Here is a 14,702-nt window from a genome sequence, read left to right on the forward strand (position 1 = left end):
GAAGGATTCGAAACTTTTGTTTCCTGCCCTTCCTCCATGTTGCCGAACCTGCCCCTTCCCCGTGCCTTGACCGGCCTGCCGTCTTCGTCCCTCGGCCTTGTCGCGCTGCTGCTGGCCTCTTGCGGCGGTGGAGGCGGCGGTGGCGGCGGCGTTCCTTTCGCGCTGCCTCCGGCCGCCACGACGCCCGCGCCCGCACCTGCCGCTTCTTCGAACGTGAGCGGTGTGGTCGTGGGAAGTTATTTCGTCAACGCGAAGGTCTGCCTCGACATCAACGCCAACGGCCGCTGCGATGCCGACGAGCCCTCCACGCGCACCGACAAGCAGGGCGGCTTCACGCTGGCCGGCGCAAGCGCAGGCATCGTCGCCGAGATCGGCACCGATGCCACCGAGCTCGACCCCGCCACCTCCACCTCGAAGCCCGTGACCTCGCGGCTCGTGCTGCGCGCGCCGAAAGAGGCACCGGGCGTCGTCGACTACCAGTCGACTGCCGTGGTCGCCGAAATGGAAGCCGGCGGCCTGGACTTCAAGGCGGCCAGCAGCAAGGTCGCCATCTCGGTCGGCGTGGTGGCAGCCAAGCTGCTCGGCGACTTCAACACCGAGAGCGATCCGGTGACCAAGGCCGCGCTAAAGGCCGCGTCCGACGAGGGGCTGCAGCGCATCCGCGACGCGCTTGCGTCGGCCGCCGCCGGCGACGACGTCAAGGCTGTGCTGACCGCCGCGGCCCTGACCGACCGCTACTACCAGACCAAGGCCCCGTACCGTCCGCAGCAGGACGTGAGCACCTACGAGGCGCCGCCCGCGGGCTTTGCGCCGGTCTACACGGAGATGATCGCGCGCCACGGCTCGCGCGGCCTGTCCAGCCTCAAGTACGACCTGGCCGTCTACAACATGTGGGAGAAGGCACGGGACGACGGTGCGCTCACGCCGCTCGGGCAGAAGCTCGGCCCCGACGTGCTGAAGATCATGAAGGCCAACTTCCTGCTGGGCTACGGCGTGGCGGGCATCAGCACGCCTGGCTACGGCAACGAGACGCAGGTCGGCATCAACGAACACACGCAGTTGGCGGCGCGGCTGGTGCAGCGGCTGCCGGCCTACTGGAAGCAGGTCGGCGACAGCGCCGGCTCGGCGCCCCGGCAGATCGTGACCGTCACTTCCGGCGTCGACCGCGCGGTCGACAGCGGCAACTTCTTCGTGCAGTCGCTCAAGGCGGCGCAGCCCGCGCTGGCGCCGCTCGTCACCTATCCGCCCGCACCGGCGCCTTACCCCGACACCGGCGCCGCGGTGAGCCAGCCGGCCGGCACCAACCGCTTCCTGCTGTACTTCCACAAGCTCGTGAAGGCCACCGACCAGGTGACCAAGCCGGCTGACCCGCTCTACACGACCTACCAGGACAGCCAGGCCTACCAGGCCTACAAGTCCGGCGACGCCGACCTGGCCGCCAAGCAGAGCGGCCTCACGGTCACGCCCGAGGCCGCGGCTGCCGGCCGGGTGCTGCTGGAGCGCCTGTTCGCCAAGAGCTTCGTCGACAAGATCGCCGACGGCAGCTACAGCTTCGCGAATACAGGCACCCGCACTTTCGCGAGCGACGACGGCAAGTTTTCGTCCAGCCTGAGCGGTGACGGCAAGACCGCGATCAAGTCGCCGGGCGATGCCGGTTCGCTGCTGTACGAGCTCTACGTGATCGCGCCGGCCATGCGCAGCGAGGCCGGCGTCGACTTCGCCGCCTACATGCCCGCCGCGCAGGCGAAGTTCTTCGCCGCGCTCAACGACGGCTCCGACTTCTACGACAAGGGCCCCGGCATGACCGAGAAGGGCGACATCACTTCGCGCATGTCGCAGATCCTGGTGGACGACATGTTCAACGAGGTCGACGCCATCGCGCGCGGCGACCGCTCGCATGCCGCCAAGCTGCGCTTCGCGCACGCCGAGATCCTCATGCCCTTTGCCGTGCGCATGGGCCTGAAGGGCGTGGACCAGAGCGTGCCCAAGGCCGCCAACTTCAGCTACGGCAGCAACGCATGGCGCGGCGAGTACGTGTCGCCGATGGCTGCCAACATGCAGTGGGACGTGTACGCGGACGCCAGCGGCAAGCTGCTGGTGAAGATGCTCTACAACGAGAAGGAAACCGACTTCAAGGCCGCCTGCGACGGCGCGAAGAAGGCGGGCACCGCCCACTACTACGACTACACGGCCCTGAAGGCCTGCTACGGCCACGTGGTGGCGCAGTAGGCCTGCTTCGTGTTGCCGCGGCGGCCGGCAGCGGCTGCGCCTACTTGCGTACCGGTTCGCGTATCGCGGCCCGCGCAAGCCGCCACGCCGCGAACAGGAACACCAGCGGCAGCACGATGGTCTGCAGCACGAACAGGGCGATCAGCTTCACGATGCGCTCCGCCCAGTCGGAGGCGGATTTCAAGATCTCGTCGTAGGTCGCCTTGAGGTTGGGCAGCTTCGGCAGCCAGCGTTCGACGCGGTCGCGCCAGCCTTCCTGCGCCGCGGGGGCTTCCTGCGTGGCATCGACCACGGCGGTCGGCGACTTCTCGATGCCCGAGAGCGCTGCCTGGTAGTCGTTGGCCATGAACACGCGGTAGAGGCCTTCGTTGGCCACGGCCGCCAGCGGCACCGCGAAGCGCACCAGCAGCAGGCCGATCAACGCCGATTGCAGCCAGCGCGGCGAACTGCCGCGCCGCCAGCGCCACACGATCCAGGCCAGCGCCACCGCGCAGACCAGGTAAGACATGAGGTGGTGCGCGCCGATGCTCAGCAGCACCAGCTGAATGCCGAAAGACACGCTGGCCGCGAGCATCACCGCCGCGAATTGCTCGATGAGTTCGTTCAGCGGCTTCAGCGCCTGCCCCGGCGCGAAGCTCACGCCCACGCCGCCCGGCGTGGCGTCGACCTGCGTGCCCTGCGCCACCGACACCACCGCGCCCAGCGCGCGTGCCGCGGCAAAGGTGGTCAGCGCGCGCTTCAGCCCGTCGTTGACCTGGGCTCGCGCGGGCGCGTCGATGGGTGCGACCCAGCAGCCGATGAACACCAGCACGGCGATGAGCAGGAGATAGGCGCGTTGCAGCAGGAGGGGCTTGGGCAGGGGCATGGTCGGGGCGCGGTCGGGGCGGAGGATGCGGCCATTCTCCACACGGCCCCCGGCACGCGGTGCCGATACCCTTGAGCGGTGTCTAGCTTCTGCGCGACCCCGTGGCGCGCGGCTTGCCGGGCGTGCCCGGCAGCAGGTGGTCGAGCGGCAGCGCCGTTTCCGACTTGATCTCGCGCAGCACGATGCTCGAGCGCACGTGCGTCACGCCGGGCAGGCTGAACAGCACCTCGTGCAGGAAGCGCTCGTAGTGCTTCATGTCGGGCACGGTCACGTTGAGGATGTAGTCCGCCGGGCCGGTGGCTGACACGCAGCGGATGATCTGCGGGCTCGCCGCCACGGCTTCTTCGAAGCGCTGCACCATTGCCTCGCTGTGGCGGTCGAGGTTGACCTCTGCCACGGCCGACACGTGCAGGCCGACCTGCTCGGGGTCGACCAGCGTGGTGTAGCCGCGAATGACGCCGGCCGCCTCCATGTCCTTGATGCGCTTCCAGCAAGGCGTGGGCGACAGCCCGATGGTCTCGGAAATCTGCTGCACGGTCTGTCGCCCGTCGTGCTGCAGCGCGGAGAGGATCTTGAGGCAGTGCTCGTCGAGTGAAACGGTGCCGGCATTCATCGCGGGATCGCAGGTAGTGGCGTCGCAGCGATTCTCACTGATCGATGTGTCCGGCCGGTGCCGTGCCCCGGCCGCCGCCGGCGCCGAAGCTATGCGTCGCGGGCGCGCGCGAATTCCAGCGGCAGGTCCTTGAACTGCTTTTTCAGCGAAGCGTCTGGCGAGCCGCCCACCACGATGCGCGCGAAGGCATCGAGCGGGCTGAAGAACGCCGGGCGCAGCGTGCCGAGCTTGCTTTCGTCCACCACCAGGAAGCTCTGCGACGCGCAGCGGATGGCCGCCTGCTTCACGGGCACTTCGTGGAAGTTGGAGCAGCTCGCGCCGCGTTTCAGGTCGATACCACCCGCCGAGATGAAGGCCTTGCTCACGCCCAGCCTGGCGAGGTACTGCAGGCCCTCGTCGGAGAAGAAGGTGGCCGAAGAGGGGTGGTAGAGCCCGCCCATCAGCATCAGCTGCGTGTTCGGACGGCGACTCAGCACCTGCGCAATGTTCGTGGAGTAACACGCCACGCTCAGCGGCATTTCTGGCGGCAGCGCCTCGGCGAAATGGACCATGGTGGTGCCGCAGTCGATGAACAGGCTGTCGTGCGGCTGCACCAGCCTGGCGGCGTGTTCGCAGGCCAGGCGCTTGTTGGCCGCGTGCTGGTCGCTGGCCTCGTCGAGCGAGTAGCGCTCGGCACCGGGCAGCGTGGTGGCCAGCACATAGCCCCCGAGGGCGGAGAGGGGCGATTCGGCCGACGACAGGTCGCGGCGGATGGTCATTTCCGTCACGTCGAGCTGCAGCGCCGCCTGCTTGATCGGCAGCGGGCCGCCGGCCTCGACGAGTTCCTGCATCCTGGCCAGGCGCATGGCCCGGGCTTCGGCTCCGGCTGTTCTTCGCATGTTCGGTTTTCTCAGATCCACGTGGCGGAGTATCGGTCATGGCACGCTGGATTAATGTTTCTTGAAAAACATATTGCGCTGATAAATGTTGTTGTAATAACATTTAGGCCAACACGAACAGCATCAAGGCTGAGCAGCCACGCGGCGCAGCCCGGAGACAAAAGACATGCCCATTGCCTGCCCGCCGCAGCCGCGGCCCTTGCGCCTGACGGCGCCCGCCCATCCATGACCTCCACTTCCCTCGTTCGCCCCAGCGGCGCGGTGCGCTCGCGCCCGGCGCCGCCGGCTTCCGCCAATGCGGATGCCCCGGCCTTGCCGGCGGCGCCCGCGCAGGCGCATGCCGCCGCTGCCCGCAACACCGCCCAGCCGTTCGACGCGGGCTGGATCGAAGGCATCCGCTTCAACCTCTCGGCTGCGGAGCGCCGCGTGGCCACGCTGCCCGGACGCCGCTCGGTCAAGAAGGACGCGCAGGCCGGCTGGCTGCTCAAGGCGATCACCTGCATCGACCTGACCACGCTCAGCGGCGACGATACCGCCGAGCGCGTGAAGCGGCTCTGCGCCAAGGCCGCGATGCCGGTGCGCCCGGACCTGCTGGCCGCCCTCGGCTTCGCCGACCGCAAGCTGCACACCGGGGCTGTGTGCGTGTACCACCGCTTCGTCTCGACCGCGGTCGAGGCGCTGGCGGGCACGGGCATTCCGGTGGCGGCGGTGTCCACGGGCTTTCCGGCGGGCCTGATTCCGCACGAGCTCAAGCTCAAGGAAATCGAGGCCTCGGTGCGCGACGGCGCCTCGGAGATCGACATCGTCATCACCCGCGAGCACGTGCTCACCGGCCAGTGGAAGAAGCTCTACGACGAGATGCTCGATTTCCGCCGCGCGGCGGGCGCGGCGCACGTGAAGGCGATCCTCGCGACGGGCGAGCTCAAGACGCTGCGCAACGTCGCCAAGGCCTCGATGGTCTGCATGATGGCCGGCGCCGACTTCATCAAGACCTCCACCGGCAAGGAGGGCGTCAACGCCACGCCGCTGGTCACGCTCGCGATGCTGCGGATGATCCGCCAATACGAGGCCCGCACCGGCCTGCGCGTGGGCTACAAGCCGGCGGGCGGCGTCTCCACCGCCAAGACCGCGCTCGACTACCAGGTGCTCATGAAGGAAGAGCTGGGCCGCGACTGGCTCGAGCCCGATCTGTTCCGCATCGGCGCTTCCACGCTGCTGGCCGACATCGAGCGCCAGCTGGAGCACCACATCACCGGCCGCTACTCGGCCTACAACCGCCACCCGATCGGATGAGCCCGATGAGCAGCAGCAGCAACAACAAAAACTCCGCCGCCGGCAGCAGCGTCGCGCGCTATTTCGACACCATGGACTACGGCCCCGCGCCCGAGAGCGACACCGATGCACGCGAATGGCTCGCGCGCCATGCCGAAGGCTTCGGCCACTTCATCGACGGGCGCTTCACGCCCGCTTCCGGCGGCGTGCATTTCGACACCGCCGAGCCGGCCACCGGCCAGCGGCTGGCGCGCGTTGCGCAGGGCTGCGCGAAGGACGTGGACGCCGCGGTGGCGGCGGCGCGCGCCGCGCAGCCCGGCTGGCATGCGCTCGGCGGCCATGGTCGCGCACGGCACCTGTACGCACTGGCACGCATGGTGCAGCGCCATGCGCGCCTGCTCGCGGTGGTCGAGGCGCTGGACAACGGCAAGCCGATCCGCGAGACGCGCGATCTCGACGTGCCGCTGGCCGCGCGCCACTTCTATCACCACGCCGGCTGGGCGCAGCTGCAGGAGCGCGAGTTCGCCGACCAGGTGCCGCTGGGCGTGGTCGGCCAGATCATTCCGTGGAACTTCCCGCTGCTGATGCTCGCTTGGAAGATCGCTCCCGCGCTGGCGCTGGGCAACACCGTGGTGCTGAAGCCGGCGGAGCTCACGCCGCTGAGCGCCTTGCTCTTCGCTGAACTGGCGGCGCAGGCGGGGCTGCCGGGCGGCGTGCTCAACGTGGTGACGGGCGACGGCGCCACGGGCGCTGCGCTGGTCGCGCACGAGGGCGTGGACAAGATCGCCTTCACCGGCTCGACGGAAGTAGGGCGGCTGATCCGCGCCGCCACGGCGGGCACGGGCAAGTCGCTCACGCTGGAGCTGGGCGGCAAGTCGCCCTTCATCGTGTTCGACGACGCGGACATCGACGCCGCCGTCGAAGGCGTGGTCGACGCCATCTGGTTCAACCAGGGCCAGGTGTGCTGCGCCGGTTCGCGGCTGCTGCTGCAGGAAGGCATCGCGGACGACTTCATCGCGCGCCTGAAGCGCCGCATGCAGACCTTGCGCGTGGGCTTGCCGCTGGACAAGGCGATCGACATGGGCAGCCTGATCGACCCCACGCAGCTCGAACGCGTGCGCTCGCTGGTGGCCGCCGGCGTGCGCGATGGCGCGACCTGCTACCAGGCGCCGGGCGAGCTGCCGCCGGGCGGCAGCTTCTTTGCGCCGACGCTGCTGACGGGCGTGCAGCCGGCATCCACCGTGGCGACCGAGGAGATCTTCGGGCCCGTGATGGTCACGATGACTTTCCGCACGCCCGACGAAGCCGTGGCGCTCGCCAACAACACCCGCTACGGCCTCGCCGCCAGCGTGTGGAGCGAGACCATCGGCCTCGCGCTGGGCATCGCGCCGCAGCTGCAGGCAGGCGTGGTCTGGGTCAACGCGACCAACCTGTTCGACGCGGGCGTGGGCTTCGGCGGCTACCGCGAATCGGGCTACGGGCGCGAGGGCGGAAGAGAAGGCTGCTACGAATACCTGAAGCCGCGTGCCTGGGCGCAGCGCAAGCCGCGCCTGGCAGATGTGGCCGCTGCGGCGGCGGCTAACGAAGCCGCCGCGAAGACCGGGAACGGGTCTTCGCCCGCGCTGCCCGCCATCGACCGCACCGCCAAGCTCTTCATCGGCGGCAAGCAGGTGCGGCCCGACGGCGAGCTGTCGCGCCCGGTCTTCGCGGCCGGCGGAGAGCGTGCCGGCGAAGTGGGGGTGGGCAACCGCAAGGACATCCGCAACGCGGTGGCCGCTGCGCGCGCCGCGGCGAGCTGGTCGAGCGCGACGCCGCATCGCCGCGCGCAGGCGCTGTACTACCTCGCGGAAAACCTGTCGGCCCGCGCCGGCGAGTTTGCCGCGCGCATCGCGAGCCTGACCGGTGTTGGCGCGCAAGCCGCGCAGGCCGAGGTCGACGCATCGGTGGGCCGCCTGTTCGCCTACGGCGCCTGGGCCGACAAGTACGAGGGCGCGGTGCATGTGCCGCCGCTGCGCGGCGTGGCGCTGGCCACGGTCGAGGCGATCGGCGTGGTGGGGGTGGTGTGCCCCGACGAGGCGCCGCTGCTGTCATTCGTGAGCCTGCTCGCGCCCCTCATGGCCATGGGCAACCGCACGGTGATCGTGCCCGGCGAGAAACACGCGCTGGTCGCCACCGACTTCTATCAGGTGCTGGAGACCTCCGACCTGCCGGCCGGTGTCGTCAACCTCGTGACCGGTCCGGCCGCGAGCCTCGCGCGCACGCTGGCCGAGCACGACGATGTGGATGCACTGTGGGTTTTCGGCGCGAAGGAACTGTCGCGCGATGCCGAACTGCTGTCGGTCGGCAACCTCAAGCGCACGCTGACCGACCACGGCCTTGCCACCGACTGGCACGACCCGGCCTCGGCCGAGGGCCCCGCGTTCCTGCGGCACGCCACGCAGGTCAAGAACATCTGGATTCCCTATGGCGAATGAGCGGGCGGCCGTCGTGCCCGTCACACGAACCAAGGGAAATCCCCAAATAGCAAACGTTTGCGCAAACGTTTTCTTTACTTAAGATCGCAACCGCGACAGCCGTTCCAATTCGAGGAGACAGACCGCATGCTGAAGTCCATTCATCCGCTGCTCAACGCCGACGTGCTCTACGCCCTGCGCGCCATGGGCCATGGCGACGAACTGGTGCTGTGCGACGCCAACTTCCCGGCCGACTCGGTCGCACGCCAGACCACGCTGGGCCGGCTGCTGCGCATCGACGGCGTGGGCACCACCGAAGCGGCGCGCGCCATTCTTTCGGTGCTGCCGCTGGACAACGCGGTGGACGATCCGGCGCGGCGCATGGAAATCATGGGCCAGTCCGACGAGATCCCGCCGGTGCAACTTGAAATGCAGCGCGAGATCGACGCGGCCGAAGGGCGCCCACGGCCGATGGGCTCCATCGAGCGCTTCGCCTTCTACGAGGCCGCGCGCCGCGCGTACTGCGTGATCGCCACCGGCGAGCGCCGCTTCTACGGCTGCTTCGTGTTCAAGAAGGGCGTGCTCGCCCCCGAGGCCTGAATCGCGATGACCGCCTTTTCCTCGCAGCAGCACGGCGTGGCCGTGCTCGGCATCTTCGTGGCCGACCTCGCCTTTCGCGCGGCCGATCTTCCGGGCGTCGGCCAGACCATCGCCGGCTCCGGCTTTGCCATGGGCCCCGGCGGCAAGGGCTCCAACCAATCTGTGGCGGCGGCGCGCGCAGGCGCGCAGGTGACTTTCATCTCCAAGCTCGGGCAGGACTCCTTCGGCGCCAACGCGCTCGCACTGTGGGCGCAGGAAGGCATCACGCCGCGCGTGCCGCAGGTGGCGACGCAGCCGACCGGCGCGGCCTTCATCTACGTGCACGAGGTCACGGGCGCCAACGCCATCATCGTGGTGCCCGGCGCGGCGGCGCTCATCGACACCGCCGACGTGGATGCCGCCGCCGATGCCATCCGAGGCGCCCGCGTGTTCGTCACGCAACTGGAGCAGCCCGCCGGCGCCGCGCAGCGCGGCCTGGAACTCGCGCGTGCGGCAGGCACGGTCACGGTGTTCAACCCCGCGCCCGCGTTGCCCTTCGACGATGCCGTGTACCCGCTGTGCGACTACATCACGCCGAACGAGCACGAAGCCGCCGCGCTCAGCGGCATTGCCGTCGAGACCGTCGAGGACGCGCGCCGGGCTGGCGACTTCTTTCTTTCCAAGGGCGTGGGCTGCGCGCTCATCACGCTCGGGGACAAGGGCGCGCTGCTGCACAGCGCGAACCAGTCGGTGCACCTGCCCGTGTTCAACGCCGGCGCGGTGAAGGAAACGGCCGGCGCGGGCGACGCCTTCAACGGCGGCTTCGCGGCCGCGCTGGCCGAAGGCGCCTCGCCGCTGGAAGCCGCGCGTTTCGGCTCCGCCGTGGCGGCCATTTCGGTCACGCGCGCGGGCACCGCGCCGTCGATGCCCACGCGCGCCGAGGTCGACGCGCTGCTGGGCCGGGCGGCAGCCTGAACCGCGAACCGCAAAGGAGTCTTTCGTGAAATTCAGGTTCTCGGACCGCGAGCTCAACTTCCTGGTCGGCATCAACGTCGCGATCCTCGTGGTTGCCACCGTGCTTTCGAAGGGCGACTTCCTCGACGTCTACAACTTCCAGTCGATGGGCGGCCAACTGCCCGAACTCGGCCTGCTCGCCATGGGCGTCGCGCTGTCGATGATCTCCGGCAACGGCGGCATCGACCTCTCCGGCGTGGCGCTGGCCAATCTCTCGGGCGTGGTGGCCGCCACGCTGGCACCGATGCTGGTGCAGCCCGATGCATCGCCGTGGCTCTACACCGGCGCCTTCGCAGCCATTGCCATAGCGGTGGGGCTGGCGGGCGGGCTGCTCAACGGCGTGCTGATCGCGCGCGTCGGCCTCACGCCCATTCTCTGCACGCTGGGCACGCAGCTGGTCTACACCGGCCTGGCCGTGGTGCTCACCGGAGGCTCCAGCCTGCGCGTGGGCAATGCGGATCCGCTGTCGGCCATCGGCAACGAGACGGTGCTGGGCGTGCCGATTCCGTTCGCGATCTTCGTGGTGATGCTGCTGGCCGTCGGCTGGCTGCTCAAGCAGAGCCCGTTCGGCATCCGGCTCTTCCTGCTGGGCACCAATGCCAAGGCGGCGCGCTACGCGGGCATTCCGCAGGGTCGCATGCTGATAGCCACGTATGCGCTGTGCGGCGTGCTGGCGGCGGTGGCGGGCGTGATCATCGCGGGCCGCACGGCCAGCGTGAAGTCGGACTACGGCAACTCCTACCTGCTGATCGCCATCCTCATCACGGTGATGGCGGGCGTGCGGCCGCAGGGCGGCTACGGGCGCATGGTGTGTCTGTTCTTCTCGGCCGTGGCGCTGCAGCTGCTGTCCAGCACCTTCAACCTGCTGGGCATTTCCAACTTCTTCCGCGACTGCGCCTGGGGCCTGCTGCTGCTGTTCTTCCTGGCATCGGCGCGCCTGAGCCTGAGCGACCTGCGCAGCTTCATTTCCGTTTCGCGCACCAGCGCACCGCCGCATCAGCCCCCTCCTGGCGCGACGCAGAGAACCACCGAGGGCTAGGAGACAAACGAACATGCTGAAGAAAACCAAGATCGCCTGCACCGTGCTGGCACTGGGCACCGTGGCCTTCGCGTCGGCGCTGCATGCGCAGGGCAAGCCGCAGGACATCGTCACCGTGGTGAAGATCACCGGCATCAGCTGGTTCAACCGCATGGAAGTGGGCGTGAAGGAGTTCGGCGCGAGCACGCCGGGCGTCGCCACGCGCCAGATCGGCCCGGCCCAGTCTGACGCCGCGCAGCAGCAGCGCCTGGTGGAAGACCTGGTGGCCAAGAAGGTCGACGCGATCGCGGTCGTGTCGATGGACCCGCCCACGCTGGAGCCGGTGCTCAAGCGCGCGATGGAGCGCGGCATCAAGGTCGTCACGCACGAGGCGGACAACCAGAAGAACACCATGGTCGACATCGAGGCCTTCGACAACACGGCCTACGGCGCGCGCATCAACGAGCGCCTGGCCGCGTGCATGGGCCAGCAGGGCAAGTGGACCTCGCTGGTCGGCTCGCTGGGCAGCCAGTCGCAGGTGCAATGGGCCGACGGCGGCGCGGCGAACGCGAAGAAGTACCCCAAGATGCAGCTGGTCGACGCCAAGAACGAGTCGCTCAACGACGCCGAGAAGGCCTACGGCAAGGCCAAGGAAATGCTGCGCAAGCATCCGGACCTGAAGGGCTTCCAGGGGTCGTCTTCGCTGGACGTGCTGGGCATCGGCCGGGCGGTGGAAGAGGCCGGCCTGCAAGGCAAGGTCTGCGTCTTCGGCACCGGGCTGCCGAGCGAGGCGGCCAAGTTCCTGGAGTCGGGCGCGGTCGGCGGCATCGCCTTCTGGGACCCGAAGGACGCCGGCATCGTCATGAACAAGGCGGCCAAGATGCTGCTCGACGGCAAGACCATCACCGAGGGCACCGACATGGGCGTGCCGGGCTACAACAAGGTCTCGGTGAAGAAGGGGCCGGGCGTCGGCATCGTCGTCACGGGCCAGGCCTGGGTCGAAGTCGACAAGCAGAACTACAAGAAATACGCCTTCTGAGCCTGCGAGCCATGACCCTTGAAGCGCTCTCTACCCACGCCCCGGCCGCGCCGGCGGGGCGCCGCGTCTTTCTCGAGGTGCAGGACGTGCACAAGCGCTTCGCGGGCGTGCACGCGCTGCGCGGCATCGACCTGACCATCGAGGCCGGCGAGATCTACCACCTGCTCGGCGAGAACGGCTGCGGCAAGAGCACGCTGATCAAGATCATCTCGGGCGCGCAGCCGCCGAGCCAGGGCCGCATCGTGATCGACGGCAAGCCGCACGAATCGCTGTCGCCGCTGCAGGCGCTCGCGCTGGGCATCGAGACGGTCTACCAGGACCTGTCGCTGCTGCCGAACATGAGCGTGGCCGAGAACGTCGCGCTCAGCGAGCAGCTTGTCGCCACCGGCGGCAGGCTGGCGCGGTGCTTCGACCGCAAGGCGCTGGCGGCCACGGCCGCGCGTGCGCTGCAGGCGGTGAAGCTGCCGACCGACACGGCGTTCCTCGCGCGGCGCGTCGACGAAATGCCCATTGCCACGCGGCAGCTCGTGGCCATCGCGCGTGCCGTGGCCACGCGCGCGCGCATGGTCATCATGGACGAACCCACCACCTCGCTTACGCAGAAGGAAGTGGACAACCTCGTACACGTGGTGGAGGCGCTGCGCGAGCAGGGCGTGGCCGTGCTGTTCGTGAGCCACAAGCTCGACGAGTGCATCGCCATGGGCGGCCAGGCCATCGTTTTCCGCGACGGCACGAAGGTGGCGCAGGGACCGATCCGCGACTTCACCAAGGCCGAGCTCGCCCACTGGATGACCGGCAAGCACCTCGACGGCGAGCGCTACCGCCACGGCTCGCACGGCGGCGAAGAGCTGCTCAAGGTGGAGTCACTGGGCCGCGGCGCGCTGTTCAGCGACGTGAGCTTCACGCTGCGCAAGGGCGAGATCCTCGGCGTGACCGGGCTGCTCGACTCCGGCCGCAACGAACTGGCGCTGGCGCTGGCGGGCGTCCAGGCGGCCGACCGCGGGCGCGTGCTGCTCGACGCACGCGAGATCACACTGAAGACGCCCACCGACGGCATCCGCCAGGGCATCGGCTACGTGCCCGAAGACCGCCTGAGCGAGGGCCTGTTCCTCGACAAGCCGATTCGCGACAACATCGTCACCGCGGTGCTCGACCGCCTGCGCGGGCGCTTCGGCGCGCTCGACGCGCGGCAGTGCCAGGCGCTGGCCGAACGCACCGTGGCCGATCTGCAGATCGCCACGCCCGACGTGGACCGGCCGGTGCAGTCGCTGTCGGGCGGCAACCAGCAGCGCGTGCTCATCGGGCGCTGGCTGGCCATCGGGCCGCGCGTGCTGATACTGCACGGCCCCACCGTGGGCGTGGACGTGGGCTCCAAGGACACCATCTACCGCATCGTGCAGCGGCTGGCCGAGCAGGGGCTGGGCGTGATCCTGGTGAGCGACGACCTGCAGGAACTGCTGCAGAACTGCGACCGCATCCTGCTGATGCGCAAGGGCCGCATCGCCAACGACTTCGACGCGCCGGGGCTCGCCGAGAGCGATCTCTATCACGCGCTGGTTTCAGACACACCTTCTCCCGCATTCCCATGACGGCTTCCACCATGCAAGCGCATTCCGCGCCGGCCACGCCCGCGCCGCAGGCGCGGGTCTCCCTGCGCGGCTGGCTCGCGCAGCGCCCCTCGGTCTTCACGCTGGCGCTGATCGTGCTGGCGAGCCTGGCGGTCGGCGCCATCAACCCGAGTTTCTTCCAGCTGCCCGTGCTGTTCGACATCGTGCGCGCCTGCACGGTGCTGGGCCTGTTCGCGCTGGGCGTGCTGATCGTGCTGGCGGCCGGCGGCATCGACGTGTCGTTCGCGGCCATTGCCGCGCTCACCATGTACAGCATCACCAAGCTGGTGCTGAACTACTTTCCGGAAGTGCCCATCGCGCTGCTGCTGATAGCCGGTGCCGCGAGCGGCGCGGTGCTGGGCGTGCTCAACGGGCTGCTGGTGCACTGGCTCAAGGCGCCTTCGCTGATCGTGACCATCGGCACGCAGTACCTCTACAGGGGCATTCTTCTGACCTTCGTGGGCACCGTGTTCTTCATGAACGTGCCGGCGCCCATGGACGCCTTCGGCAAGCTGGCGCTCTGGCGCTTCGACACGCCGCAGGGCCTGCACGCGGTGCTGCCCGCGACCGTGCTGGTGCTCGCCTTCGCGGCGGTGCTGACATGGTGGCTGCTGAACCGCACGCTGATCGGGCGCGCGGTGTACGCCATCGGCGGCAGCCTCCCCATCGCGGAGCGGCTCGGCTACAACCTGCGCACGGTGCATGTCTTCGTGTTCGCGTACGCGGGCTTCCTGTCGGGGCTGGCGGGCATCGTGCACGTGTCCAGCACGCGGCTGGCGAACCCCTTCGACCTGGTGGGCAACGAGCTGGACGTGATCGCCGCCGTGATCCTGGGCGGCGCGCGCATCACCGGCGGCAGCGGCACGGTGGGCGGCACGCTGCTGGGCGTGGTGCTGGTCACGCTGATCAACAACGTGCTGATCATGGCCGGTGTGCCGAGCACCTGGCAGAAGGTGATCATCGGCGCGTTCATCCTGGTGGCGGGCGGCTTCTTCGCGATGCGCAGGCAGGACTGAGCGCGGCCGGTCGGGTTTTCTCGGGATTCGGGTAATCGGAGAAGAGGAGCGACTTTTTCTTCCTTCTGGAAGTGGATTCTTCTCCAAACAAGGGTCTGCGCTAGTGCATTGAAGAAGCA

12 protein-coding genes are annotated in these 14,702 nt (G+C 68.9%); 9 read left to right on the forward strand and 3 right to left on the reverse strand.

What is annotated here, in order from left to right:
* Positions 1 to 66: 66 nt before the first annotated feature.
* Complete coding sequence (locus tag C4F17_RS26295; protein WP_106937200.1) at positions 67 to 2,229, forward strand: histidine-type phosphatase; 2,163 nt, start codon at positions 67 to 69, stop codon at positions 2,227 to 2,229.
* A 40-nt stretch (positions 2,230 to 2,269) separates the two neighbouring features.
* Here C4F17_RS26295 and C4F17_RS26300 read toward each other — a convergent pair whose 3' ends face one another.
* From C4F17_RS26300 to C4F17_RS26310, 3 genes are all read right to left on the reverse strand, one after another.
* A complete protein-coding gene (locus C4F17_RS26300) occupies positions 2,270 to 3,094 on the reverse strand; it encodes a hypothetical protein (RefSeq protein ID WP_159053724.1) in 825 nt (274 codons plus the stop codon).
* Between the two features lie 82 nt (positions 3,095 to 3,176).
* A complete protein-coding gene (locus C4F17_RS26305) occupies positions 3,177 to 3,707 on the reverse strand; it encodes an Lrp/AsnC family transcriptional regulator (RefSeq protein WP_106937202.1) in 531 nt (176 codons plus the stop codon).
* 89 nt (positions 3,708 to 3,796) lie between these two features.
* Positions 3,797 to 4,585 carry a DeoR/GlpR family DNA-binding transcription regulator gene (locus C4F17_RS26310; RefSeq protein WP_081271240.1) on the reverse strand — a complete coding sequence of 263 codons (789 nt, stop codon included), beginning with the start codon at positions 4,583 to 4,585 and terminating at the stop codon, positions 3,797 to 3,799.
* Positions 4,586 to 4,810: 225 nt separating this feature from the next.
* Here C4F17_RS26310 and deoC point away from each other — a divergent pair, with 225 nt between their 5' ends.
* From deoC to C4F17_RS26350, 8 genes are all read left to right on the forward strand, one after another.
* Positions 4,811 to 5,878 (forward strand): deoxyribose-phosphate aldolase, encoded by a 1,068-nt coding sequence (gene deoC, locus C4F17_RS26315; RefSeq protein WP_106937203.1) that lies wholly within the window; start codon positions 4,811 to 4,813, stop codon positions 5,876 to 5,878.
* A gap of 5 nt (positions 5,879 to 5,883) precedes the next feature.
* Complete coding sequence (locus C4F17_RS26320; RefSeq protein WP_106937204.1) at positions 5,884 to 8,331, forward strand: aldehyde dehydrogenase family protein; 2,448 nt, start codon at positions 5,884 to 5,886, stop codon at positions 8,329 to 8,331.
* A gap of 126 nt (positions 8,332 to 8,457) precedes the next feature.
* Complete coding sequence (locus C4F17_RS26325) at positions 8,458 to 8,910, forward strand: RbsD/FucU family protein (RefSeq protein ID WP_106937205.1); 453 nt, start codon at positions 8,458 to 8,460, stop codon at positions 8,908 to 8,910.
* Between the two features lie 6 nt (positions 8,911 to 8,916).
* Positions 8,917 to 9,864, forward strand: coding sequence for a ribokinase (locus C4F17_RS26330; RefSeq protein ID WP_106937206.1), 948 nt, complete (start codon positions 8,917 to 8,919; stop codon positions 9,862 to 9,864).
* 25 nt (positions 9,865 to 9,889) lie between these two features.
* Positions 9,890 to 10,942: an ABC transporter permease gene (locus C4F17_RS26335; protein ID WP_106937207.1), complete on the forward strand. Its 1,053-nt coding sequence runs from the start codon at positions 9,890 to 9,892 to the stop codon at positions 10,940 to 10,942.
* 13 nt (positions 10,943 to 10,955) lie between these two features.
* The gene (locus C4F17_RS26340; protein WP_081271245.1) at positions 10,956 to 11,960 is read left to right on the forward strand and encodes a substrate-binding domain-containing protein; all 1,005 of its coding nucleotides are present in this window, start codon (positions 10,956 to 10,958) and stop codon (positions 11,958 to 11,960) included.
* 11 nt (positions 11,961 to 11,971) lie between these two features.
* On the forward strand, positions 11,972 to 13,549 hold the full coding sequence (locus C4F17_RS26345) for a sugar ABC transporter ATP-binding protein (RefSeq protein ID WP_199851896.1): 1,578 nt from the start codon (positions 11,972 to 11,974) through the stop codon (positions 13,547 to 13,549).
* Positions 13,546 to 14,583: an ABC transporter permease gene (locus C4F17_RS26350; RefSeq protein ID WP_106937208.1), complete on the forward strand. Its 1,038-nt coding sequence runs from the start codon at positions 13,546 to 13,548 to the stop codon at positions 14,581 to 14,583. Before C4F17_RS26345 ends, C4F17_RS26350 begins: the two co-directional genes overlap by 4 nt.
* The last annotated feature ends 119 nt before the right edge of the window (positions 14,584 to 14,702 follow it).

The organism is Variovorax sp. PMC12 (assembly GCF_003019815.1).
Lineage (GTDB): Bacteria > Pseudomonadota > Gammaproteobacteria > Burkholderiales > Burkholderiaceae_C > Variovorax.